The 25,409-nt window shown below is 57.3% G+C and carries 22 protein-coding genes and 1 pseudogene; 14 read left to right on the top strand and 9 right to left on the bottom strand.

Going from position 1 to position 25,409, the window contains the following annotated elements:
• Window positions 1-3: 3 nt before the first annotated feature.
• On the bottom strand, window positions 4-1,419 hold the full coding sequence (locus DWB67_RS14060; RefSeq protein WP_119808182.1) for a dihydrolipoyl dehydrogenase: 1,416 nt from the start codon (window positions 1,417-1,419) through the stop codon (window positions 4-6).
• Complete coding sequence (locus tag DWB67_RS14055; RefSeq protein ID WP_119808181.1) at window positions 1,416-2,795, bottom strand: NAD-dependent succinate-semialdehyde dehydrogenase; 1,380 nt, start codon at window positions 2,793-2,795, stop codon at window positions 1,416-1,418. Before DWB67_RS14055 ends, DWB67_RS14060 begins: the two co-directional genes overlap by 4 nt.
• 261 nt (window positions 2,796-3,056) lie before the next feature.
• Here DWB67_RS14055 and DWB67_RS14050 point away from each other — a divergent pair, with 261 nt between their 5' ends.
• Complete coding sequence (locus DWB67_RS14050) at window positions 3,057-5,282, top strand: NADP-dependent isocitrate dehydrogenase (protein ID WP_119808180.1); 2,226 nt, start codon at window positions 3,057-3,059, stop codon at window positions 5,280-5,282.
• A 96-nt stretch (window positions 5,283-5,378) separates the two neighbouring features.
• Here DWB67_RS14050 and manD read toward each other — a convergent pair whose 3' ends face one another.
• The 4 genes from manD to DWB67_RS14030 form a co-directional block, all read right to left on the bottom strand.
• Window positions 5,379-6,605: a D-mannonate dehydratase ManD gene (gene manD, locus DWB67_RS14045; RefSeq protein WP_119808179.1), complete on the bottom strand. Its 1,227-nt coding sequence runs from the start codon at window positions 6,603-6,605 to the stop codon at window positions 5,379-5,381.
• A gap of 61 nt (window positions 6,606-6,666) precedes the next feature.
• Window positions 6,667-7,803: a Gfo/Idh/MocA family protein gene (locus DWB67_RS14040; protein WP_119808178.1), complete on the bottom strand. Its 1,137-nt coding sequence runs from the start codon at window positions 7,801-7,803 to the stop codon at window positions 6,667-6,669.
• 176 nt (window positions 7,804-7,979) lie between these two features.
• Window positions 7,980-8,561, bottom strand: coding sequence for an Asd/ArgC dimerization domain-containing protein (locus DWB67_RS14035; protein ID WP_119808177.1), 582 nt, complete (start codon window positions 8,559-8,561; stop codon window positions 7,980-7,982).
• Window positions 8,562-8,588: 27 nt separating this feature from the next.
• Window positions 8,589-8,822, bottom strand: a complete 234-nt coding sequence (locus DWB67_RS14030; protein WP_119808176.1) for a hypothetical protein — start codon at window positions 8,820-8,822, stop codon at window positions 8,589-8,591.
• Between the two features lie 138 nt (window positions 8,823-8,960).
• Between DWB67_RS14030 and DWB67_RS14025 the strand changes: the two genes are divergently transcribed.
• From DWB67_RS14025 to DWB67_RS13985, 9 genes are read left to right on the top strand one after another with little or no spacing between them, the layout of a single operon-like run.
• Complete coding sequence (locus DWB67_RS14025) at window positions 8,961-9,680, top strand: hypothetical protein (RefSeq protein WP_220475141.1); 720 nt, start codon at window positions 8,961-8,963, stop codon at window positions 9,678-9,680.
• Window positions 9,677-11,167: an ABC transporter substrate-binding protein gene (locus tag DWB67_RS14020; RefSeq protein WP_119808174.1), complete on the top strand. Its 1,491-nt coding sequence runs from the start codon at window positions 9,677-9,679 to the stop codon at window positions 11,165-11,167. Before DWB67_RS14025 ends, DWB67_RS14020 begins: the two co-directional genes overlap by 4 nt.
• Window positions 11,167-12,090 carry an ABC transporter permease gene (locus tag DWB67_RS14015; protein ID WP_119808173.1) on the top strand — a complete coding sequence of 308 codons (924 nt, stop codon included), beginning with the start codon at window positions 11,167-11,169 and terminating at the stop codon, window positions 12,088-12,090. The genes DWB67_RS14020 and DWB67_RS14015 overlap by 1 nt, the downstream gene beginning before the upstream one ends.
• Window positions 12,090-12,941: an ABC transporter permease gene (locus tag DWB67_RS14010; protein ID WP_119808172.1), complete on the top strand. Its 852-nt coding sequence runs from the start codon at window positions 12,090-12,092 to the stop codon at window positions 12,939-12,941. The genes DWB67_RS14015 and DWB67_RS14010 overlap by 1 nt, the downstream gene beginning before the upstream one ends.
• A gap of 2 nt (window positions 12,942-12,943) precedes the next feature.
• Window positions 12,944-13,702, top strand: a complete 759-nt coding sequence (locus tag DWB67_RS14005) for an SDR family NAD(P)-dependent oxidoreductase (protein ID WP_119808171.1) — start codon at window positions 12,944-12,946, stop codon at window positions 13,700-13,702.
• The gene (locus DWB67_RS14000; RefSeq protein WP_119808170.1) at window positions 13,699-14,568 is read left to right on the top strand and encodes a polysaccharide deacetylase family protein; all 870 of its coding nucleotides are present in this window, start codon (window positions 13,699-13,701) and stop codon (window positions 14,566-14,568) included. Before DWB67_RS14005 ends, DWB67_RS14000 begins: the two co-directional genes overlap by 4 nt.
• On the top strand, window positions 14,565-16,124 hold the full coding sequence (locus tag DWB67_RS13995; RefSeq protein WP_119808169.1) for a gamma-glutamyltransferase family protein: 1,560 nt from the start codon (window positions 14,565-14,567) through the stop codon (window positions 16,122-16,124). The genes DWB67_RS14000 and DWB67_RS13995 overlap by 4 nt, the downstream gene beginning before the upstream one ends.
• On the top strand, window positions 16,121-17,089 hold the full coding sequence (locus DWB67_RS13990; RefSeq protein ID WP_119808220.1) for an ABC transporter ATP-binding protein: 969 nt from the start codon (window positions 16,121-16,123) through the stop codon (window positions 17,087-17,089). Before DWB67_RS13995 ends, DWB67_RS13990 begins: the two co-directional genes overlap by 4 nt.
• Window positions 17,073-18,056 (top strand): ABC transporter ATP-binding protein, encoded by a 984-nt coding sequence (locus DWB67_RS13985; RefSeq protein WP_119808168.1) that lies wholly within the window; start codon window positions 17,073-17,075, stop codon window positions 18,054-18,056. Before DWB67_RS13990 ends, DWB67_RS13985 begins: the two co-directional genes overlap by 17 nt.
• A 15-nt stretch (window positions 18,057-18,071) precedes the next feature.
• Here DWB67_RS13985 and DWB67_RS13980 read toward each other — a convergent pair whose 3' ends face one another.
• Complete coding sequence (locus DWB67_RS13980; protein WP_119808167.1) at window positions 18,072-18,863, bottom strand: sulfotransferase; 792 nt, start codon at window positions 18,861-18,863, stop codon at window positions 18,072-18,074.
• A 190-nt stretch (window positions 18,864-19,053) separates the two neighbouring features.
• Here DWB67_RS13980 and DWB67_RS13975 point away from each other — a divergent pair, with 190 nt between their 5' ends.
• The 4 genes from DWB67_RS13975 to DWB67_RS13960 are packed head-to-tail and all read left to right on the top strand — an operon-like array spanning window position 19,054 to window position 24,313.
• Entirely contained in the window at window positions 19,054-21,105 is a 2,052-nt protein-coding gene (locus DWB67_RS13975; RefSeq protein ID WP_119808166.1) for an HAD-IIB family hydrolase, read from the top strand.
• On the top strand, window positions 21,098-22,237 hold the full coding sequence (locus DWB67_RS13970; protein ID WP_119808165.1) for a glycosyltransferase: 1,140 nt from the start codon (window positions 21,098-21,100) through the stop codon (window positions 22,235-22,237). The genes DWB67_RS13975 and DWB67_RS13970 overlap by 8 nt, the downstream gene beginning before the upstream one ends.
• Complete coding sequence (locus DWB67_RS13965; RefSeq protein WP_119808164.1) at window positions 22,234-23,202, top strand: glycosyltransferase family 2 protein; 969 nt, start codon at window positions 22,234-22,236, stop codon at window positions 23,200-23,202. The genes DWB67_RS13970 and DWB67_RS13965 overlap by 4 nt, the downstream gene beginning before the upstream one ends.
• A gap of 1 nt (window position 23,203) precedes the next feature.
• Entirely contained in the window at window positions 23,204-24,313 is a 1,110-nt protein-coding gene (locus DWB67_RS13960; protein ID WP_220475140.1) for a glycosyltransferase family 4 protein, read from the top strand.
• A 68-nt stretch (window positions 24,314-24,381) separates the two neighbouring features.
• Here DWB67_RS13960 and DWB67_RS13955 read toward each other — a convergent pair.
• Both DWB67_RS13955 and DWB67_RS18645 read right to left on the bottom strand, forming a co-directional pair.
• Window positions 24,382-25,139 (bottom strand): annotated as a pseudogene (locus DWB67_RS13955) (IS5 family transposase).
• Window positions 25,140-25,299: 160 nt separating this feature from the next.
• The coding region (locus DWB67_RS18645) for an integrase core domain-containing protein (protein ID WP_147385937.1) at window positions 25,300-25,409 on the bottom strand (110 nt) is incomplete at its 5' end.

The raw sequence follows: 25,409 nt of genomic DNA, 5'->3' as shown, positions 1-25,409 counted from the left end.
GGTTTAGGCCCCGGGTGGACATCGGGTATCGCGGGCTGAGGGTTCAGGCTGATGGACCGCCGCGCAGATCTGTCGCAAGGCGGATTTCATCCCTTCTTCCAGCGTCGGGTGATAGAAAGGCATGGCCAGCAAATCCATCGCTGTGCACTTTGACTCCACAGCCCAAACCAGAAGATGCGACAAATGTTCCGCGCCTGGTACGCAAAGATCGGCGCCGATCAACCGTCCTTGGGGATCGGCATAGATGGCCATGCAACCCTCGGCACGCGCCTCGGCCCTTGCGCGACCCTGATCGGAATAATCCGCGCACCCGCAAATAGCGTCATCGGGCGTGACACCCACCGAAGCATGGGGCGGGTCGGTAAAGATCATTGAAAAAGCTGTACTGCGATGTCCGGGTTGGACCTTTGGAAAGTCCGCCGCATTTCCACCGGCAATCGCCCCCTCGGTCGAGGCTTCGTGCAGAAGTGGCGCATCGGCATCTGCATCCCCGACGATAAAAATCGGCGCATCCCCGCATTGCATTGTTTCGCGATTGAACAGCGGTGTGCCATGATCGTCCAACGCCAGACCTGAATGTTCCAGTGCCAGCCCGTCCAGATTGGGTGGCCGGCCGACCGCGACCAGCACATGTGAAAAGACCTTTTGCCCCTCTGCGGTACCATGCCAGCTGACGCAGACATCTTCGCCTACCATGGTAGCAGCAGTGTCGCATCCCAACCTAAATGTGACATCGCGTCCGACAGCCTCCTTCAAGGCTTGGCCTACTTTTGGATCACGGGCTTTGCCCAAGGTGTCGCTTTGATCGAACAACATGACCTTGACACCAAGGCGCGCCATCGCCTGCGCCAGTTCCAACCCGATCGGGCCACCGCCGATAACAGCAAGGCTGCGGGGCAGGTCGGGCAATTCAAAGATGGTTTCATTCGTCAACATCCGGTCGCCAAGCCCTTCGAAGGTCGGCGGGATTGCAGGTGTCGACCCTGTCGCGATGACAATTGCCTTTGCGGTGATCTTGCGACCGTCATCCAGCAGCAATTCGTTCGGGCTAATAAAGCGTGCTTTTGCCCTGATCATTGTACCATCGGGCAGGTCGTCAAAGCTGGATTTGGTGGCAGCAACAAAATGGTCCCGTTCTTTGCGGACGCGCTTCATAACAGCGGGGCCATCAATTACGACGGCCCCGCTTTGCACGCCAAAAACCGGGGCTTTCGTAATATTATGCGCGGCCTGCGCCGCCGCAATTAGCAATTTCGAGGGCATGCAACCCGTATTGGCACAGAGTGTCCCCCGAAATTCAGAGTCGATCAACAAGGTGCGTGCGCCCTTGTCACGGGCGGCCCGTTCAGCCGCCAAGCCTGCGGTGCCAGCACCGATGACGGCGACATCGCAGGTCAGTATGCCCTCTGGATTGCTCATTTCAACGTAACTGCCTTGATGTTCACAAATTCCTTCATACCGAAACCACCATGTTCGCGACCATAGCCTGAATTCTTGACCCCACCGAATGGCATCGAGGGTTTGGCAAGGTCGAAACCGTTGATAAAGACCATACCGGTGTCGAAATACTTGGTCGCAAGTTCGACCGCGCGATCCTCGTCTTTCGAGAATATGCCGCCGCCCAAGCCGAATTCACTGTCGTTGGCGATCCGCATGGCATCGTCATCATCTTTTGCGCGGATGACCGAAGCGACCGGTCCAAACAGTTCCTCGTCATAGGCGGGTTGGCCGGGCTGGACGTTGTCCAGAACCGTTGCGGGGTAAAAATACCCCTCTCGGTTAGGGATTTCACCGCCGCACAGAAGCTTTGCACCCTTATCGATGCTGTCTTGCACCTGCTTATGCAAACCGTCGCGCAGATCCTTACGTGCCATTGGACCCAGACCGGTGCCATCCTTGGTCGGGTCGCCAAGTTCAACCTGCTTCATCGCATCGGTATAGGCGGCGATGAACTTGTCATAAATGGCATCGACGACCACGAACCGCTTTGCGTTCACACAGGTCTGGCCATTGTTATACAGACGACCGGCAACGCAGGTCTCTACCGCCAGATCAAGGTCCGCGTCTGACAGCACCAGATAGGCGTCATTCGACCCCAGCTCCAAGACGGTTTTTTTCAGTGCCTTGCCAGCTTGTGCGGCAACAATACGTCCCGCAGCCGAACTGCCGGTCAGGGTCACGCCGCGCACCAGTTTGTGTTCGATAATCTTTTCCGAAGTGTCATGGTCGATCAACATCACCGTAAACAAGTTTTTGGGCAGGCCTGCGCGTTCGATCACATCACGCAACATCAGGCCGCTGCCGGTGACGTTGGCTGCGTGTTTCAACAGGATGCCATTACCCGCCATCAGGTTCGCGATGGTGTATCGTGCCGCCTGATACAGCGGGAAATTCCACGGTTGGATCCCATAGATAACGCCGGTGGGCTGATAGGTGACAATGCCCTTGCGGCTGCCCATAACTTCGCGGGTTTCATCTGCCAGCTGATCGGGGCCGTTATCAGCTGTCCAGTCGCAGATGGCTGCACAAAGGTCGATCTCGTCACGGGAATCCGACAGCAGCTTGCCCATTTCCTCGGTCATCAGCTTTGCATATTCCTCTTTCGAGTTCCGCAATTCTTGACCGATGGCCCGGATTTTTTCAGCCCGATCCTCTAACGACACCAGCCGCCAGTCCAGAAACGCCTTATGGCAATCCTCGACAGCCTTTGTCGCCTGATCTACCGTCATCAGGGGATAGCTTTGCAGCTTGGCTTCGGTAAAGGGATTGATTGTCGTAATCTGCTGATCGGTCATAAATGCTCCGGTATTTTATCTTCGCATTGTCAACCATATGACCGGAGCGACGTTCCATCGGCGGGACACACGCCTGCGTGACTGCACAGGTCCGGTGGACCGGAATGACCGCCCCGACAGGTGGCCGGAAACCGCCGGTGATGACACACCTAAAACCGGTAAAATCCTGCAGATAAAGCATTCATTTTCACCGCAGAGATTGACGTCGCGCGTGATCGCCGTATCAAAGGTGCAACTGGAAAGAACGAGGATCGACAGACCATGTCAGACACGAACGACATTCCGCAAATCGTCTATACCAAAGTCGACGAGGCCCCCGAGCTGGCCTCGATGTCACTGCTGCCTATCATTCGACGTTTCGCCTCGGCTGCGGGTATTGATGTGGCGACGCGTGACATTTCGCTGGCAGGGCGGATTATCTCTGCATTCCCCGAACGGTTGACCAAGGAACAGGCGCAATCGGACGATCTGGCAGGTCTGGGCGCATGGGTCAAAACCGCAGAAGCGAACGTCATCAAGCTGCCGAACATCTCGGCCTCGGTGCCGCAGCTGGTCGGCGCGATCAAGGAATTGCAGGCACAGGGCTTTGATCTGCCCGATTATCCGCGTGATCCGTCGAATGACGAAGAAGTCGCGATCCGTGCCCGTTACGATGCGCTGAAAGGGTCGGCTGTGAACCCCGTTCTGCGCGAAGGCAATTCGGACCGTCGCGCCGCGCGTGCCGTCAAGAATTATGCCATGGCACATCCCCATTCGATGGGCACATGGTCCAAGGACAGCAAGACACGTGTTTCGTCCATGCCGCAGGGCGATTTCCGCCGCAACGAAACCTCGGTCACGCTGACGGGTGATCAGGCCGGTGCCGTCAGCATCGTTCTGACCGACGCCGATGGCACCGAAACCGTGCTGAAGGACGGGTTGTCGCTGCCCGAAGGCACGGTGGTTGATGCCAGCTTCCTGTCGGTCAAGCAGCTGGGTGACTTCCTTGACGCTGAAATCGAACGCACGCAGGCGGACGGGACGTTGTTTTCGGTTCACCTGAAGGCAACGATGATGAAGGTGTCCGACCCGATCATCTTTGGTCATGTCGTGCGCGCATGGTTGCGTCCGGTTTTTGAAAAGTATGGCGCGGCCCTGGCCGAAGCCGGTGCCGATCCCAATGGCGGTCTTGGCAGCCTGCTGGCCCGTGTGGCTGACATGCCGAACGGCGCCGAAATCCGCGCCGAAATCGATGCGCTGATGGAAAGCCGTCCGCCGCTTTATATGGTCAATTCGGATCGTGGCATCACGAACCTGCATGTGCCTTCGGATGTGATCATCGACGCATCGCTTCCGGCGCTGCTGCGCGCAGGCGGCAAGGGCTGGGGCCCCGACGGGAAAGAGGCTGACACCACCTGCGTTATTCCCGACACCTCCTATGCGGATGTCTATGACGAAAGCGTCAAATATTTTAAGGAAACCGGTGCTTTGGACCCGCGCACTGCGGGAACCGTCCAGAACATCGGCCTGATGGCCCAAAAGGCCGAGGAATATGGTTCGCACCCCACGACCTTTGAAATTCGCCATGCCGGCACCGTTACCGTGGTCGCAGCCAACGGCGATGTGCTGCACAACCATAACGTCGAGGCAGGCGATATCTGGCGTCTGTGTTCCACCCGCAAAGCCCCGATCGAGGATTGGGTCCGTCTGGCCATCGACCGCCAGCGTCTGGAAGGTTGCAAGGCCATCTTCTGGCTGGATGCGGACCGCCCCCATGACCGCGAACTTATCGCCTATCTGAAGCCGATGCTGGCCGAAGCAGGCGTCGAAGACCGCTTCGAAATCATGGCCCCGCGCGAAGCCACCCGCGTGTCCTTCGAAACGATCCGTGCAGGTCAGGACATCATTGCGGTGTCGGGCAATGTGTTGCGCGACTATCTGACCGACCTGTTCCCGATTCTGGAACTGGGCACTTCGGCCAAGATGCTGTCGATCGTCAAGCTGATGCAGGGCGGCGGAATGTTCGAAACGGGTGCCGGTGGCTCGGCGCCCAAGCACGTCCAGCAGCTGGTCGAAGAAAACCACCTGCGTTGGGACAGCCTTGGCGAATTCTGCGCCCTTGGGGAAAGCCTTGCCTTCCTTGCCGAAGCAACCGGCAATGAAAAAGCGCGGACCCTTGCCTCGGCGGTCGAGGCGGCCACGCAGGGAATTCTGGACAACGAACGTTCACCCGGTCGCAAGGCAGGTGATCCCGACAACCGCGACAGCCACTATTACTTCGCGATGTATTGGGCGCAGGCTTTGGCACGTCAGAATTCGGATGCCGCATTGGCCGAGGAATTCGCCCCCATCGCCCGTGACCTGACAGAGCTTGAAGAACAGATCGTCGCAGAACTGCGCGCTGATCGTGGCAAGCCGGTCGATCTTGGCGGCTATTATCATGCCGACACGTCGAAAGTAGAGGCTGTGATGCGTCCTTCGGAAACGCTGAACCGCATTCTGGGCTGATATAAAAACGGCGCGCAGTGATCTGCGCGCCGTTTTTTTAATAAGTTAATTCCGGCTTGTATGACGGGTGTCAGGCATCGGTCCTGAATGGGAATGTCAGTAATTCCACAGGGTCCCATCCTCAAGCCGGACCACAGGATGGCTGCCGGGTTTATAGCTATAGCGCTCTGCCTCGGATTCATCGAAATCGACGCCCAGACCGGGGGCATCGCTGACATATACCATTCCGCCTTCCATCCGGTGATCTGACGGGAACAGCGCGTCACATTCGGGCGTGCCAAGAACTAGATATTCCTGAATGCCAAAGTTCGGCGCCCATGCGTTCAGATGGGCCTGCGCTGCCATGCACAGTGGCGAATGGCTTGGCGCACCATGGAATCCGGTGCGGACATGATGCATCGCGGCAAGATCAACGATGCGTTTCACATGCGTAATCCCGCCAGCAAGGCTGACACACACACGGATATAGTCGATCAGTTCGTTCTGGATCAGCTCGTGGCAATCCCAGATGGAATTGAACACCTCGCCTATGGCGATGGGAACGGTGGAATGTTGGCGCAGGAACTTCAATGCGTCCTGATCATCGGCAGGGGTGGGATCCTCCAGCCAGAACAGACGGACGGGTTCGACCTCTTTGGCAAACTCTGCGGCTTCGCGTGGCAAAAGCCGATGATGAACATCATGCAGGATATGAAGATCCGGCCCGAAACGTTCGCGGATCCGGGCAAGGGCTTGGGGCATATACCGCATGTAAAGCGCGCTATCCCAAACCTCTTCCTTGGGGATAATACCGCGGAAATCGGTAATGTAATTTTTGACGTCGCCCTTGGTTTCCGAAACACCATAGCAGGCGGTGGGCATGCCCGGAATGCCGCATTGGACCCGTACAGCTTTATATCCCTGTTCCTGATAATAGGAAATCGAGTCCATCAGATCTTCCAGATCGGACCCTGTTGCATGGGCATAAACCATTGCCCCTTCACGACTTTTGCCCCCGAACAACTGGAAAAGTGGCATATCGGCCAACTTTGCCTTGATGTCCCAAAGGGCCATGTCGATCGCACCGAAGGCGGCCATTGCGATGGGACCACGCCGGAAATAGGCCCCGCGATAGAAGAACTGCCAGATATCCTCGCTGTTGCGGGGGTCGCGCCCGATCAGGTTCGGGATCAGGTAATCCTGCAGATAGGCGGCAGGCAGCGTTTCGCGATTGTTCAACGTCGCGTCGCCCAGACCATAGACACCCTGATCGGTCATGATCTTCAGTGTCACATAGTTCTTGCCAGGCCCGCCGACGAACACCTTTGCACCGGTAATTTTCATGAAAGCGATCTCTTGTACTATAAATCCGTAGATAATCGACCTGATTGCACAGGACCGGTCTTTACAGATCCGCCACGTCAACCCAGTTATCGTTCATCCGGATGATATCGATCAACTGCTGGTATTGGCTGCCCTCCTTGAAGGTCGGATAGGGGGCAACGTCCTGACCCTGAATATCCTTCACAAATTCCCGCGCCAGATAATGCCAGTTCTGTTCTGTTTCACCGGTGACCTCGGGAATGGTCGCGGCGATATCCTCGGGGACGGGCAGGGGTTGCCATGTCTTGTCCTGACCCCAAATCGACAACTGGCCACTGCCGTAATGCCCCTTCAGATAGATCGCACCCTTGGTGCCATAAAAAACGATATGATCGTCCTGAAAACGCGGCACCAACCCGCCATGCTTGAACATGACCGAAACCGGACGCGATGCAAATTCACTCTCTAACTGCGCTAGAACGGTATAGGACCATTCGACATTGCTTTCGCCCCATTGCAAGGAAGGATCAGACAGGTCCTTCGGAATGAAATCGCGTCGGGTCATGAAGTTATGGACGCCTTCGACGATCGGGGCTTTGCCCATGTCATCGCGGACCTCACCGAAAATATTGATGATTTTATCGCCGATGACCGATGTGACAACGGACAGGGTATGGGTGAAATTGTTGTTCAACCGCCCCCCACCATCTTCCTTGCGATGTGACCAACCGAACGGAATGTCCCGTTCAAGATTGAAATGGGAAATGCATTCCACCTCGACGGGCGCACCGATTGCGCCATCTGCCACAAGGCGTTTGGCATGCAGGACACTGGCTGCATAGCGGAAGCTGGCTGCATAGGCTGTTCTGACGTTGTGTTCTTGGGCAAGCTGGTAAAGCGAAACCGCTGTATCGCCGCTGTCGGTCAGGGGTTTGTCACTGAAAACATGACAACCTGCCTTAATCGCAAGACTGATCGCCTCGAAATGGGCACCGCCGGGTGTTGCAATGGCAACAATATCGGGGCGACACACATCCAGCGCCTGCTGCCAATCGGTTCCTACATAGGGAATATCCATTTTGGCGGCGACATCCTGAACGACCTTTTCAGTGCGACCAACAATCCCGACGATTTCACAGCCCGCATGGCGAAAGGCTTCGGCATGCCCTTGGCCGGCAAAACCGGTACCTGCGATAAGAACTTTGAAACTGCCGCTCATTATACTATCCCCCGTACCTCAGTAATCTAGTATGCTAGAATGCATTTGCACGATTTGCAATTTGGAGTTTTGGTTTCCATTGACGGGATCAACGAAATTACGTTCAGAATTTAAGGGGAGCGAATAAAACGGTGGCCATCAATTCGATCCTCATCCGGCAGTAGCCCCTTCGCCGTTCAGACCAGACTTCGAACTAAAGCGACCATCAACCCTGTTGTCGCGGCCTGTAAATTATCGCCGCGCAGGGACATTTTTACCCAACCATTCTGACAAGCCTCGATGCCCTCGACAGTGCATAGCACTTCGTTATCAGTACATTCGGGTTGCCAAACCGGCAGGATATTCTGTGCATTCGCCAGACTGATCTGACGGTGGGTACGCAGCGTCCGTGGTACAGCATTGGCGTCGGGTTGTTCCCGCAATTTAACCATCAGCGTTATTGTATGACCGCGCCACACCGGCACCCGTGTCGCCATGCAAGTGACGGGAAACGCATCATTAAAGATATGGGCCATTTCGGTTTCCAACGCCCGCGCTTCGCCGGGAAGGGTGGAAACGACGTTGTCATGCGCCTGATATGCATGCATTCCCGGAAGATCGGTGCCACTGATCGCCTGCAGTGTCGTGACATGCACCGCTTCGATCCCGAACGCCCTGTGCAATAGCAACAGCGGCAGCGCACAGATCGCGGTGGTACAATTCGGCGTCGCCAGCAGTGTATGACCTGTAGGGTCCGGCATCAGGACGTCTGGCACCATCAGCAGACCCTTGTGACGGGCATATTCTCAATGTGACAGGATCAGATCGCCTTCGGGCACCGCAAGGGGGGATTTGATGGGCATTCCCGCTGTAAAATTGCGGGCGTTTGTATCGGCAAACCATAGCACGGCATTCAGCGACTGATCATGGCGATGGTCGTGCAAACTGGCAATTTTCAAACCCGGCTCCCTGATTAGGCGGGCAATCAGATGCTGGCCCAGCAAACTCAATGCTCCGAAAATAGACAGATTTATCGGCATATCGAACCTCTTTTCAAAAACCTCTTGCCAGATATGAAATGTCAGTTATCCATTATTAACATGTTAAAGATAGCAGATTGATATTTTATGTACGATCCAAGCTCTCCTATGTTGCGTTCGGCCCTGTCAGACGGGGGGTTGCCCAGTCCTGATGCTAAGTCGCGCTTTGCCGAGGATCGTATGCTTGTCGCCACAATCTGGTGCGAGATCCGCCCCGGCGAGATCATTACTGAAGCCGACGTGATGGAGCGTTTTGGCCTGTCGCGCGCCGCAGCAAGGGCAGGGCTGACGCGATTGGGCTTCGACGGTTGGGCCGCCCCCAAAGCGCGCATGGGATGGGAGGTTTTACCGATTACCGGACAGTTGATCGGCAACATACTAGAAGCCCGTCGTATCGTCGAACCGGGATTGGCGCGGGTCAGCCTGTCATCCGACGCACGAACGGAACTGGAACAGATCGCTGACATTTTGACGGCACTGGGTTGTGGGGAAAGCGTGACAACGACAAGTTCTGTCCGCCAACATGTGGACCGGATTGACGGGCTGCTGCTGGGCGCTATGAACCCCTTTACCGCCCGTCATCTTCGCAAACTCTGGCATCACTCGGCCAGAATTACGCATTTCCTTGAAGGCGACAGCGGAACGTTGTTCCGCCGTGACGATGTGTTCGATCTGTTGACCGCCGTGCTTGGAAATGACCCCTCGGGGATCGAACGGGCCCGTTTGACCCTAATTGCCGCGCAAGAACAATACTTCCTGACCCAACTTCTTAAAAACGACGCGCCGCTGATGCCGGGCAGCGGGCTGACGGCGCGCATTACGCAAAAACACGCTGCAACCAACAGGAGAATATCATGAAATCAACCCTGAAACTGCTTTTGGCCAGTGTCGCTTTGACGACCTTTGCGATGCCCGCGTTTGCCAAGGATATGACCGTAGACCTGTCGGGAGAGCCGTCGTCCCTTGACCCACAGGTCCAGTGGAATCCTGACAGCTATTACGTTTATCGCAATATCTTCGACAATCTTGTCACGCGTGACAATGAAGGAAAAATTGTTCCCCAGATTGCGACGTCATGGGAACAGGTTAGCGATACCGAGATGCTGATGACCTTGCGTGATGACGTCATTTTTCATGACGGCCAGAAAATGACCGCCGAGGATGTGGTTTTTTCGATCAAACGCATCACCGACCCCGAATTCGGATCGCCGCAACTGGGTCAGTTCGACCAGATTTCAGATGCGGAGGCCGTGGATGAGGTGACCGTCAAACTGACAACCGATGGCCCGTATCCGGCGCTGCTGGCGCAATTGGTCAAGCTGTCCGTGGTGCCGAAACATGTTGTTGAAGAAGTCGGGGATGATGCGTTCAACGCTGCACCTGTCGGTTCCGGCCCTTACAAGTTCACCGACTGGAACCGTGGTGTTTCCGTCACCCTGACGCGGAACGATGACTATTGGGGTGATGCGGGCAGCATTGAAACCGCGGTCTTCCGTGCTGTTCCGGATGCAGCAACGCGCTTGGCCGATCTGCAGGCGGGTGCAGCTGATCTGGTTGTCGGTCTGGACAGCGACGCCGCAACGCAGCTGGCCGGTCAGGATGATGTGCAACTGCTGTCCGCCCCGACCGAACGCGTGGCCTATCTGGGGATGAATCTGGACAAGCCCCCGTTCAACGATCCCGAGTTGCGCAAAGCCGCCAGTATGGCAATCGACACTGTCGGGATCACCGAAGGCCTGCTGGGCGCGGGTGAGGTCTCGGTTGCCCAATTGGCGTCGCCTGCACATTTCGGCTATGCCGAAGGCATCGCGCCATGGGAATTCGACCCTGAAGCTGCCGCCGAAATTGTCTCGGCCAAAGCCGATGTCGCGGCAACACCTGCGACATTCGCCACTGCACCTGTCTTTGACCAGCGCATTGTCCAGGCGCTGCAACAAATGCTGAATGATGTCGGCTTTAACGTCTCGATCAGCGTGACCGACATGCCCACCTATCTGGATATTGTCCGGTCCGACCCTGCAGACAATGCCGAGCTAAGCTTTGGCCGGTGGTCCTGCGCCTGTCAGGATGCCGATGGCATCGCCTATCCGCTGCTGCATTCCGGCAGCAACTGGAGCCGCGTGAACGACCCCAAGCTGGACGAACTGCTGGATACGGCGCGCGGGTCGCTTGATACGCAGGTACGTCAGGACGCCTATAACCAAGTGCACCAGATCGTGCGCGACAACTATTATACCCTGCCGATGTATCAGGCGGCGGTTCTTTATGGTGCTGCGTCTGATCTGACCTTTACCCCGACCGCGAACGAAAGCCTGTTCCTGAACCGCATGACCTGGTCCGAGTGATGGCATCCTTCCTTCTGAACCGTCTGTTTCAGGCATTGGTGACGGCATTCGGCGTGATCACGCTGGTGTTCTTTATCCAGCGTCTGACCGGAGACCCGACCGCATTGCTGTTGCCTGAAACAGCGACCCAGAAGGATTTCGAAGCCATGCGCCAGACGCTTGGCTTCGACCGGCCCATGATCGAACAGTATCTGTCGTTTCTTGGCGATATGATCCGCTTCGATCTTGGCAGGTCGTTCATTCAGAATGCGCCGGTCAGCGAGATACTGGCCAGCCGGTTTCCGCAAACACTGCAACTGGCTGGCGGGGCACTGTTGGTGGCATTTGCCATCGGCCTGCCGGTCGGGGTCATCATGGCGCTGACACGGGGGCGCGCCATTTCGCGTTGGATCATGGGGCTGGTGCTGGCCTGCCAATCGATGCCGACATTCTGGAGCGGGATCATGATGATCCTTGTTTTCGGCGTCTGGCTAAAATGGCTGCCGCCGTCCGGAACGGGGTCATTGGCACATCTGGTGATGCCTTCGATCGCCTTGGGCCTGCTGTCTTTGGCAACCTATGCGCGGATTACGCGATCGGCTGTGGTCGATGAACTGGGACGCGACTATATCCGTTCGGCACGCGCACGCGGGGTCAGGACACCACGTCTTGTCCGCAAGCATCTGCTGCGCAATTCGGCCATTCCCGTCATCTCGATCACGGCGCTGGAAATCTCTCAGCTGCTTGCCGGTGCTGTCATTGTCGAGACTGTCTTTGCATGGCCCGGTCTGGGCCAGCTGACAGTGCAATCCATCGCCTCGCGTGATTTTGCGGTTGTTCAGGCCGTGGTGCTGTTGGGGGCCTGGGTCACCATTCTGGCCAATCTGACCGCGGATATTCTGTATTCACTTGTCGATCCGCGCGTGCGGTTGGGGAACCAGTAATGGCAAGCGCAACACGATACCGGTCGCGTTATATTGCAGGCCAGTTGCTGGCATGGTGGCCTGCGATCCTGCTGGGGCTGATGGTGCTGATGGCCATACTGGCACCGTTGATCGCCCCCCTTGATCCGAACCGTCAGGACCTTCTTGGCCGGTTGAAACTGCCCGGATACGAGGGGCGCGGCGGTACATACTGGCTGGGCACGGATGAATTGGGACGCGACGTCCTGAGCCGTATGATCTATGGCTCGCGCGTTTCGATCACTGTCGCGGTTCTTTCGGTACTGTTATCGGGCATTGTCGGGGTGACGGTCGGAATGCTGGCCGGATATTTGCGCGGATGGCCGGAAACCATCCTGATGCGTCTGGTGGATATCTTCCTGTCCATCCCAGCAATCCTGCTGGCAATTATTACCGTGGCAGTTCTTGGCCCCAGCTTTTTCAATGTCATTCTGGTCTTGGCCCTGACCCGATGGCCCCGCTATGCCCGCGTGGCATATGGCCAGACGATGTCGATTGCCCGCCGACCCTTTGTCACCCTCGCGCGGTCAATGGGCTGTTCGGTGCCCCGCGCGTTGCTGCTGCATATCCTGCCCAATATCATCAGCCCGATCCTTGTCGTCGCGACACTGGAATTCGGACTGATGGTCCTGTTCGAGGCGGGCCTGTCCTTCCTTGGACTGGGTGTACAGCCGCCAACCGCAAGCTGGGGCGCAATGCTGTCGACAGGGCGCAACTATGTCACCTCGGCTTGGTGGATCGCTACATTCCCCGGGCTTGCCCTGTTTTTACTGGTGCTGTCGGCTAACCTGATTGGTGACCGTGTCAGCGATATTATCGGAAAAGGACGCTGAAAATGGACTTTGGAACCGCCTTCAAGGGCAAGCGCGTCGTCGTAACCGGAGCATCCGGCATCATGGGCAAAGCACTGGCCGACCAGTTCGAAGCATGCGGCGCCGAGGTTTGCCGCACGGATATGACCACGGATGACCTGCCCGGATTTGCCGTGGCGGCCGATCTGACCAGCGATGCCGGTCTGGACCATCTGCTGGCTGCAGTGGCGGAAAAATGGGGCGCGCCTGATGTGGTGATCAATAACGCAGGGCTATACCCTTCGTCCTTCATGCTGGACATGCAGGTTGCCGATTGGGACCGGATCATGTCGGTCAACCTTCGGGCGCCATTCGTTCTGACACGCGGTTTTGCCCTTCAAATGATCGAGGCGGGCAACAAGGGGAATGTCATTAACATCTCCTCGGGGGCGGCACGGAAAATGCGGCGGACCATGGTGACATATTGCATGTCAAAAACCGCGCTGGATCGTCTGACCAAAGGCTTCGCGCTAGAGCTGGCTGAATTCGGCATCCGCGTCAACGCGCTGGAACCGGGATTTGCGGCAGGCAGCGCCGTGTCGGCCTTGCCGAAAGAACATGTAGATCGGGTCATGGCGGCCATTCCATTAGGCGTCGAAACAACACCTCAGGATGTCGGCAATGCCGCGTTGTATCTGGCATCCGATGCAGCACGAAATGTCACCGGCGCGACGCTTTCGGTCGATGGCGGAAATTCGGCAGGCAGTCTGGATGTCTATCAGGAAAAGAAATCGCCCCTATGATCTGGAACTCCGCCACCTATCCCTGGCCTGATGGAAAGCGCGCTGCGGCCTGTTTCAGCGTCGATGTCGATGCTATGGCCCCCTATCTGTGGGCCACGCGCGACGGACGTCCTGACACGATCGCAACGCCCGAACATCGGGCTTACGGGATGCGGCGGGGGCTGGCCCGAATGACCGATATGATGGCGCGGTTGCAACTGAAGGGCAGCTTCTTCGTGCCCGCTGTCGTCGCGCGGGACAATCCCGATCTTTTGCCCGGTCTGGTGGAACGCGGACATGAGATCGCATTGCATGGAGATTGTCACGAATTGGTCAGGGACATAACGGACCAGCAATTCACCGAGGCATTAGAACGCTCGATCGACCTTTTCGTCCGGCAGGTCGGGCAGCGTCCAAAGGGTTTCCGGTCACCTGCATGGGAAATGACGCCGCATATGCTGGCAGAACTGCGGCGTTTGGAACTTTGGGATTCGTCGCTGATGGGCGAGGATGTCCCCTATACGCTTAATGGCATCACCGAGATTCCGGTTCGCTGGGATATCGATGACGCGATCTATTTCAAGTTTCTGGGCGCGGGCGATAAACCGCCCCGTTCCCATCTGGATATCGGCGCGCAATGGCAAAGCGAGGCGCAATCCACGCTACGCCATGGCGGCCTGTTTATGATGACCGTCCACGACTGGATCAGTGGCCGTCCCGCCCGTGTCGATATACTGGAAGCGTTATGGCGTCCGTTGGTCGAAGACGATGCGATCTGGTGTGCCACATGCGGGGATATTGCCCGCCATCATCAAACCTTGACGGATCAGCCCGACCATTCGCTGCCCCGCATTCCCGACGATACCACCAAGGGGTTTTCCCAATGACCAAACCAATCACGACTGCGCAGACATGGTCGATCAGCAAACCTCAGGTCAACAGCACCGGCGGCATTGTCGCAGCCCAGCACCGCGAAGCCGCGCAGGCGGGCGCAAAAATCCTGTCGCAGGGCGGCAATGCCATGGATGCAGCCGTGACCACGGCGCTGGTCCTGTCAGTGGTCGAGCCGTGGTTGTCCGGCATCGGCGGCGGCGGCTTTTTATTGCACGCAGGGGCGGGCGGCGCGGTCGATGCGCTGGATTTCAACCTGATGTCGCCGAAAGCAATCAACCCGTCCGATTATCCTTTGGTGGGTGGATCGGATGGCGACTGGTTTGACTGGCCTGCGGTTAAGGACAACCGGAATATCTCGGGCGGGACGTCGATCTGCACACCGGGTGCGGTGGCAGGTCTGGCCGCAGGGCTGGAACGGTTCGGAACCATGTCATGGGGCGATGTGATCGCCCCCGCACTGGAAATTGCCGAACGGGGAATGACAGTCGACTGGTTCGCCGATCTGGCCTTTGCCGTTGACCGCACCAATCTGATACAGAATCCGGCAGCGGCCGCCTTGTTTCTGGACCCTGCCGTGCGGCGTCCGCATCCCGACACGCCTGCGGCCAAATTGCTGCCCATGCCACATAAGGCTGCAACGTTGCGGCGGCTGGCCGAACAGGGTCCGCAGGATTTTTACGAAGGTGAAACTGCGCGTCTGCTGCTTCAGGATCTTGCAGCGCAGGGGTCTGTTCTTTCTGCTGAAGATCTGCGCGACTATCGTGCAGAATGGAAGACACCGCAGGTGCAAGCCTATCGCGACCGCGATATCCATGTGATCCCGGGCCTGTCCGGTGGTCCAAGCCTGCTGCGGGCACTGGACCACTTGGAACAGCAGGATATGTCGAACCTTGGCGCCGCACAGCAATCCGCGGTCTTCGCGACAGCCTGCCGTGCATCCTATGAACATCGATTGAAACGTCTTGGCCATGCCGCAGCGGGCGAGGATTGCACCAGCCATCTGTCGGTCATTGATGGCAAGGGCAATATGGTGTCGTTGACGAATACCCTGCTGTCGCGCTTCGGGTCGAAGGTCGTCATGCCCCAGACCGGTATCGTGATGAACAACGGCATGATGTGGTTTGACCCGCGTGCAGGTCAGCCCAATTCGATCAAGGCAGGGGTCAAGCCCTTGGCGAATATGTCGCCGGTCATTGCCACGCGGAACGGCCAGCCGGAAATCGCGCTTGGGGCTGCGGGCGGTCGCCAGATTTTTCCCGCAATCCTGCAAATCCTGTCTTATCTGATCGATCAGGGCGACAGTCCCGAAGCGGCGCTGCACCGGCCCCGTATCGACGCCAGCACGGCAACCATTCTTGTCGACCGTCGTGCGGCATCCGATGTGGCCACTGCCATCAGCGAGGATCATCCCGTGCAGATGACCGATGATACGGTCTATCCCGTGCAATTTTCGATCCCTTCGCTGGTGCAAGCGGGCAGCAATGGTGGTCCTGCCGCAGGGGCGGTCCATCCGGTCAGCCCGTGGGCCGCCGCAGTGGCCGCATCATGAGCCTGCTGCAAGTCGAGGATCTGGCAGTCTCGGCCGGTGATCTGCAACTGGTCGATGGTGTCACGCTGGACGTCCGCGCGGGCGAGGTTGTCGCGCTGGTGGGCGAAAGCGGATCGGGCAAATCATTGACCGCCCTGTCTGTTATCGGCCTTCTGGCGGATTCCCTGAAGGTGACGGGGGGCAGCATCAGTTTCGATGGCACGGCCTTCCACGGTGCCTCTGGTCGCGATATGACCGATATCCGTGGAAAGGAACTGGCGATGATTTTTCAGGAACCGGTATCTTCGCTGGACCCTTTGATGCCGATCGGTGCGCAGGTGGCCGAAAGCCTGATCGTCCATGGCACGGCTACGCCCGCACAAGCGGCGAAAATGGCGGTCGATATGTTGCGCCGTGTCGGCATTCCCGACCCCGAACGCCGCGCGCATCAACTGCCAGCCGAATTGTCGGGCGGTATGTGCCAGCGGGTGATGATCGCCGCCGCACTGATTTCGAAGCCCCGTCTGTTGATTGCGGATGAACCGACGACGGCTTTGGATGTGACCATTCAGGCGCAAATTCTGGATCTGATCCGCGATCTTGCCACGCAGGATGGAACGGCGGTGTTGATGATTACCCATGATATGGGCATTGTCGCCGAAATGGCGGACCGTGTCTGCGTGATGTATGGCGGGCGCGTCGTCGAACAGGGCGAGGTTGAGGATATCTTTCTAAGGCCCCGTCATCCCTATACCGATATGTTGCTGCGCACGATCCCGCGGCTGGACCACCCGCCCAAGCAGGAACTGTTCGCCATTCCCGGCAATGTGCCCAGCCCCTCGGACTGGCCGACGGGCTGTCGTTTCAAAACGCGGTGTGACCGCGTAACTGCACAATGCAATAACCGCCCCGTGCTTGGAACGGGCCACCATCGCACCGCCTGTTTCCACCCCCTGACAGGAGAGTCGTATGACCGCTTTGCTTGAATTTCAGGACCTGAAAGTGCACTGGCCGGGCAAATCCGGCGGTTTCGGAAAGCCCAAGCACGTGACGCGCGCAGTCGATGGTATCAGCCTGACCATCCAGCAGGGGCAGACAGTTGCTGTCGTCGGTGAATCAGGCTGCGGAAAATCCACAACCGGCAATGCTGCACTGGGGATGGCACCCATCACCGAAGGCAAGATCCTGTTCGAGGGCCGCGACCTTGGCCGGATGGATAAATCCGAACGACGCGCGTTGTGGCAGGATATGCAGGTCATTTTTCAAGACCCTGTCGCCGCGTTGAACCCACGCATGTCGATCGCCCGTTCCATTGCCGAACCACTGGTTGTCAACGGATGGTCCAAAGCCCGCATTGATCCGCGCGTGGACGAACTGATGGCGCTTGTCGGCCTGAACCCCGATCAGCGCAACAGGCGGCCAACGGCGCTTTCGGGGGGACAAAGACAGCGTGTTGTGATTGCGCGTGCTTTGGCACTGTCACCCCGTCTGGTCATCTGCGACGAACCTGTGTCGGCGCTTGATGTCTCGATCCAGAGCCAGATCCTGAACCTGCTTTTGCGTCTGCAGCGCGAATTGGGGCTAAGCTATCTGTTCATCTCTCATGATCTGAGCGTTGTCCGCCACATCGCCGACCGCATCTGCGTCATGTATCTGGGCATTATTGTTGAGGAAGGTCCCGCATCGCAGGTTTTCGCAACCCCGCGCCATCCCTATACCCGCGCGTTGCTAAGCGCCATTCCCAGCCCCGATATCAGGCAAAGGGGTCGACGCGACCGCATCCTGCTGACGGGTGATCTGCCAAGCCCGATGTCGCCCCCCTCGGGATGCCCCTTTGCATCACGCTGTCCGAATGTCCTTGCGGAATGCAGCGCCGCACGCCCCCCGCTTGAGGCGATTTCAGAAGACCGCAAGCTGCGATGCATTAACCCGGATGGTCATCTTCGCGGCTAACGGTCGGTAAAGGGGTCAAATCGGGTTGCTTGCTGGTATCAGGCACTGCCTGACATTGTCGGCCACAGCACGCAGCGGGTGGGTAACATAAGGCGCAATTGTCCGGACCCCCATGCCATCGCCATACTCCCATTCCAAAACAGCCTTGCGCTGCAATTCCTGCATGGGCGCCGTATCGGGGTAATCACCATTGCCGTTGCGGATTTGCATTTCCACTGCCTGCGGGGGCAGGGACAGGAATGCAAAAACTCCTGACATGACACGGTCGGGATCGGTCACAAGATCCTCGTATCGGACCACCATTGCCGCATGTAGATAGGTCAGGTCTTCTTGCAACTGCTTATGTGCCCTGATCCAGTGATCGATCAAGCGGGCAGGGGGATCGGGCAACCATTTGGCCACCGCAGCCGCCACGGCTTGTGGATGGCGGACAACGATGATGAACTGCGACAGGGGGAACAGCTGCTGGTAAAGGCGCATGCGTGTAAGGTTTACCGGCGATTTTTCGACACGCCACGGGCGGTCCGGCTGGAACCACGGGCACCAATCCGCCTCGATCCGCAGGCGGGTGTCCAGATTGTCGAAACGGCAACCTTCCCGCAGATGCTGCGACGGATCAGTCGCAAAATGCATCGGTCTGCCATGGCGGGCAGTATGGGGAATGGCACCCTGAAGATAACAACCTTCATTTTCAGGAACCGGAGCGTCCGTAATGCTGGCCACCTGCGGGTGGTTGCCGATCAAACGGGTCAGCAACGAAGTTCCGGACCGGTGCAGGCCGCCGACAAACACATAGCGATGGGACATTGCGTTACCTATCAGATTCCGGCCCTAAACGCAGCAGATCGCAAATAGTCCCGTCCTTTGGCCGGAATTCACGGTTAACTTTTATCAGACTGCTTGACCGTGAACCCGATGCCCGCTGTGGGGTTAAGCGACATATCGGGCAGAACTGGCCCGTCCCTGAACACATTGATATTTAGCGGAGGGGCAGCGGATGCGGATTCTTCACATCGCTTTGGGTGGTTGCTTGAAGGCGCCGCCGGTCGAATATGGCATTACCGAAGATACCGGCGGCCACATTGCCTATGTGCTGGGGGCGGCCATGGCACAGGCTTGCCAACCCGCCGTGCAATCTGTCCAGATCGTCACACGCGGCTTTTTACAAGACGGCCTGGATCCGGTCCACAATCAGGCAGTTGAACAGGTCGCCCCGTCGTGCACGATCCACCGTCTGTTCACAAAGAACACCGGCTATCTTAGCAAAGAAGCACTAGAAGCGGAAATTCCCGCACTGGAAGCCGCATTTTGTCAGCTGCTTGCAGATATGGACCACCAGCCCGATGTCATTCACGCGCATTTTGCAGATGCTGCCCGACTAGCCCATGCTGCCGAGAAAATGTTTGGTATTCCATGGGTATATACCCCCCATTCGCTGGCGTTGCAAAAAGGAGCGGACGCTGCCACGCGCCCTGACCTGCAATCGCGCATCGCCACGGAACGTCAGGCCGTGACAAAGGCGGGCGCGATTATTGTGTCATCGCGCGATGAGGCTGAGTCACAGCTACGCCCGTATTGTCCTGACAGTGAAGGACGCAGCTACCGGATAAATCCGGGCGTGACCTTGGCAAATGATAACGGGACAGTGGCCGCGAAAAAATTGATTGCACCCTTCTTGCGCGATCCCGGAAAGCCGGTTTTGCTGGCTGTCGCCCGCCCGGTCCGTAAGAAAAACCTGATCGCGCTGGTCGAGGCTTATGCGGGGTCAAAGGACCTGCAACAGCAGTGCAATCTGGTCATTCTTGCCGGATTGCGCCACGGAACCGAAACCGGCCCCGCAGAGCAATCCTTGGTTATCCGGAGATTGTTCGATTGTATTGACCGCCACAATCTTTGGGGCAAAGTTGCTTTGCCTGCACGACATGACGGGGCGCAATTGCGGTCGCTTTATGCCTTGGCAGCAGAAGGCGGGGCCTTTGTGAATCCGGCGTTGCATGAACCGTTCGGTCTGACCATTGTAGAGGCAGCGCAGGCCGGTGTGCCGGTTGTCGCAACGCGCAACGGTGGCCCGATCGACATTCTGGCCGAGCTTGATGCGGGTAAGCTGGTCGACCCAAGCGATCCGGAAGATATCGCACAGGGTTGTCTTGCTATGCTGAACCATCCGCGAAAAACGTGGCTGGCAAAGAAAGCGCAGCATCGCGCCAAAGCCTCGTTCAGCTGGAACACGTGGGCGGATGCGGCACTGCTGGTTTACGAACGTTTGCAAACGCCACGAACGACGGCACCTAAGGGTGTCGATCGGCTGTTTGCCAGCGATATCGACGGTACGTTGACAGGATGTAACGATGCCGCGCGTCGGTTCGGATACTGGCATGGACAGCAGAAGCCGACCAATCTGATGTTTGCCATCGCGACAGGTCGTTCGGTGACCGAGGCGCGGCGTGTCTTGAATCTTTGGTCTTTGCCGCAGCCTGAGGTGTTCATCACCTCGGTCGGAAGCGAGATTTGGCGGCATGGCGCCTGCGGGAACCTCTATCTGTGCCCGGATTACGCTGCATATCTGGATCAGCATTGGATCAGGTCAGATGTTGCTGCCTGTCTGGCGGGTTTAAAGCTTCACTGGCAACAACATTATGAACAGCGCCGCTGGAAATTAAGCCTGCTGGGCGATGCAAATGACGCGTCATCTGTGCGTACGGCGTTAGACACAGCAGGACTTTCCGCGCATGTTATTGCTTCGCACGGCCGCTTTATTGATATTCTTCCTGCAAACGCCGGAAAAGCGGCAGCCTTGGCGTTCGAAGCCAAGCGCATAGGCCTGACGTTGGACGATTGCATCACTGCAGGCGACAGTGGCAATGACGCAGATATGCTTGCAGTCGGCGGGGCGTCGATTCTGCCATCGAACGCGTATTCCGAATTGGCGCATATCGCGGGTCCCGCGATCTATCGCAGTTCTTTTGCACATGCTGCGGGGGTGCTGGACGGACTGCAAAGACTGGGTCTGACAGGCAGCGTCATCGGTGGGGACCTTCACCATGCGTGATATCGCTGGAATGCAGCCTTTCGGTTATTTCGTGCATCATCAGGGACGGGGCCATGCGGAACGCTGTGCAGCCATTGTAAATGCGCTGCCGGTTACGCGACCTGTTACCATTTTTTGTGCGCGTGACGATATCTTCCCCGCCATGCCCGATCACGTGAACATCCGCAAAATTCCATCGCTTTTTGAACGGCAGGGTGCGGAATGTGACATGGATCACGTGCGGACACCGGATACCCTTCACTGCGCCCCGCTTGGTTGGCCGGGCATCCGGCAAGCGATGGCGGTAATCGCAGACTGGTTCAGCACGGCCAATCCCGCCCTGATGATCTGTGATGTCAGTGCCGAGGTTGCGCAGCTGTCCCGCATATGTTCCGTCCCGCATGTAAAGGTCATGCAACATGGTGATCGCAGTGATCCGGGACATGTAGCGGCCTATGACGGGGCAGTCGGTTTGCTTGCGCCATTCTCAAGCCATCTGGCACAACCGGAATGGCGTGGATGGTTGGATAAGATCCATTTCGCTGCGGGCTTGGGCGTATCGGCAAACCTGCCAGACCGCGATATTTCCCGCCAGAAGCTTGGCTGCCTGCCTGACCGGAAATTGGCAATCGTCGTGTCAGGGGGCGGGGGCACCGGTTTTTCGTCCGCACCTCTGGGTGTTGCGGCGCGTGCGTTTCCGGACTGGCAGTGGATGACCATTGGCAAACTGCAAGGTGAATGGCATGCAACGCAAGGCGGCAATCTGAAAAACATGGGATGGGTCGATGATCCGGCGACTTACATCGCAGCGGCTGATCTGGTCGTATCCTCGACCGGCAATACGACCTGCGCCCAAGTTTTGACCGCTGGTGTTCCTTGGATCGCTGTTCCCGAATGGCGTTATTTCGATGAGCAGCTGTTCAAGGCACAAGCATTGGGTATCGCGGGCGCAGCATTGCATCTGCCTCATTTGCCGTCCAGCGCTCATGCATGGAAGCAGGCGATTGCCGAAGCGATCCAACGTCACGACAGGAATTCGCAGGCTGCTTTGCTAGACACCGACCCTGCGCTTGGCACGGCGCAATGGCTGGAGGATCTTTCCTCAAAGCTATGGTCCGATCCGATAACCACAAAAGACAAGGTATTTTCATGACGCGCATTTCTGCACTTACCATCGCTTCGGGACGTGAAAACCACCTGAAGAACGTCATCAAAGGTTTCCAGCAACAGAACCATCCAGTGGACGAACTGATCATCGGCGTGATGCAGCCCGATGACTATACCGATTTGCCAGAAACCGATTTCATTGTCCGTCAGATCAATCTGTCGCGCGCCGATCTGTGTCTAGCGGCGGCAAGAAATACCGTTGCAGATGCTGCCACCGGTGACGTGCTGATGTTCGTCGACGTTGATTGCATTCCGGCACCGGATTTCGTGGCAACCTATCTTGACCGTATGCAAGGCCGTCACGGCCTGTTCATGGGCGAAGTGCAGTACCTTCCCGACGGTGCCACACAAAACGGGCTGGATTTTGACCATTTCAATCGCGTCTCTGTGCGCCATTCGGATCGTCAGGGTCCACCTGCTGCCGGAATTGCCCCTTGTCCGGATTACCGCTGCTTCTGGTCGCTGAACTTCGCCATGCATCGAAGCGATTGGGAAACCTGCCCACGCTTTGATGAACGCTTCACCGGTTATGGCGGTGAGGATACGGACTTCGGGCGCAACCTGTCGGACGCCGATATTCCTATCTGGTGGATTAAAGGGGGACGTGTGTTCCACCAATACCACCCGCATTATATGCCTCCGGTTCACCATATGGAATCCGTGATGCGCAATGCTGATTTATTTGCCGAAAAATGGGGACACCGGACCATGGAGCACTGGTTATATGCGTTCCAGCTGATGGGGTTGATCCGCAATGATCCTGATGGTCTGACCGTCCTCCGACAGCCCGTACAGGCGGATTTTGACCTTTGCGCGCAACAGTCGGATATGCCCTACGCCAATACGCGTCGGGTCATTGACGCCCTGCAAAATGACCCCGAACTGTCAGCCAAGCGCGCGGCGCAGGTTGAACGTGACCAGTCAACGTTTTTGCTTCCAGCGGCGGAATGATATGCGCCCGCTGAAGATCGCGGTTCTATCGCATCCCCGTCACCCGATCGCGCCCCCCTTTATGGGCGGGATGGAGGCGCATAGCTGGCATCTGGTTCACGGATTGAAACGCAGAGGCCATGACGTAACTCTGATTGCTGCGGGGGATAGCACGCCGCAAGTTCCCCTGCATGCGATGATGCCGCGCCATTACGATGCCGACATGCCGTGGCACCGCTTTCACGGCACCCCGAAGCTGAACGACTATCTGGACCAATCTCATCAAGGTGCCCTTGAATGGATTGCGAGTCAGGACTTTGACGTGGTCCATAACAACGGTTTACACCGCTATCCGCCCCGAATGGCGCGACGTGATCGAATACCAATGGTGACATCGTTGCATGTCCCGCCATTCGACGTCTTGCGCCGCGCGGTTCGCGAAGCCGTCGCCCCTTGGCACCAAATCACCGGATGCTCATCCACGCATCTGGCAGGTTATTGGCCCGAAGGTGCGCCTGACAGTTGCCATATCGTACCTAACGGTATCGATCTGAACGCATGGACGTATCGGAACGAGGGTAATGGGAATGCCGTTTGGGCAGGGCGGATAACGCCGAACAAAGGTACGCACTTGGCTATACGCGCGGCCCAAAAGGCCAGCGTACCATTGAACATTTTCGGAGTGGTCGAAGATACAGATTACTTTGAGTCTGCCGTACGCCCTGCTTTGAGCAATAACATCCGTTTTGGTGGCCATATCGTAAGCGATGAGCTTGCCGACGAATTTTCCCGCGCATCTGCGTTGCTATTTACGCCGCAATGGGAGGAACCATTTGGTCTGGCCGCTATCGAAGCAATGGCTTGCGGTACCCCGGTTGCTGCCATCCGCAGGGGCGCTGTGCACGAGGTCATTGGTCCCTGCGGGGCTTATGCTGCCGCAGACGGACAAGACCTTGACCAAGCATTGTTGCAGGCAATGCAGATCGACCGGTTATCCGTGCACGCACGTGCTGCTGAACTGTTCAGCATAGACAGGATGCTAGACCGATACGAAGCACTCTACCGTCGTTCAATACTGATGCAGGATATTCCCGCCGAGGATATCAGCTTTGCCGAACACCAGCTTCCCTGATCGCAAAACGCTTCACACTGATTGGAAGTCGCAGATATTTGAAGCATACAACTAGGGCCCGTGGACATTCATCTTGAAGCAATCAAGGCTGCGGCGAGGTTCCAATTGGCGGTGTAGCTGCAATCGGTCTTGTCATAGCGTGTTGCTATGCCTCGGAATTCCTTGATCTTTGCGAAGTAGTTTTCAACCATATGGCGCCACTTGTAAGCGTCTGCGTCGTAGTTACGCTGTTGCTTTCGGTTTGATTTCGGTGGGATCACGGCGTGTGCCCCACGTGCATCCAGTTCTTCCAGAAGCCAGTTCGCGTCAAACGCTTTGTCTGCCAGAAGAGCCCCGAAGGGAACGTTACGGATCAGAGGCGCGACGCCTTTTGTGTCATGTGCCTGCCCGGGCAATAATAGGAAACGGATCAGATTGCCGAGCGCATCCACAAGCGCGACGATTTTAGTCGTCAGACCGCCACGCGAGCGTCCGATGGCCTGAGCCTGAGTCCCCCTTTTGCGCCGGTTGCCTTCTGGTGAACCTGAACGATGGTGCCGTCGATGAGGGCATATTCAAGGTCGGGGTCACCACTCATGGTTATGAAAAGGCTCTCGAAAACCCCTGCTTTCGCCCATCTGCGGAAGCGGCGGAACTGGCTGTTCCAATTGCCAAAGGCGGGCGGCAGATCGCGCCATGGAGACCCGGTGCGAACGCGCCAGAACACCGCTTCCAGAAACAGACGGTTATCATTTGCCGTCGCCCCCGCGTCGCTGGCTTTCCCCGGCAAATGCGGCTCAAGCCGCCGCCACACACGATCCGTCACCACAAAGCGCTGCTCGTTCATCCCAACCTCCGTTTGGGAGATTTGAATCAGAAATCAAAACCTATGGGAAGTATGATTGTCCACAGGCCCTAGCTCTGCTACGTCAATAAGTTGACGGCCCGACCTGAGCCCCAAGTCTTCTCCAGCCTTGCGCGGAGTCCTTGGGGTTAAATCTTCGGCGTTAGGCCGCCATCTTGTCCATTGCCTTTCTCTGCAAAAATTCCATCGGGGTGAGGTTGCTCAATGCTGAATGTGGTCTGCGACAGTTGTAATTCTTCTGCCATTTTTCAA

The organism is Paracoccus sp. JM45 (assembly GCF_003590715.1).
In the GTDB taxonomy this organism is placed as follows: domain Bacteria; phylum Pseudomonadota; class Alphaproteobacteria; order Rhodobacterales; family Rhodobacteraceae; genus Paracoccus.
Note: the sequence above shows the minus strand (reverse complement) of the source record. Positions and strands in the feature narration are given on the sequence as shown.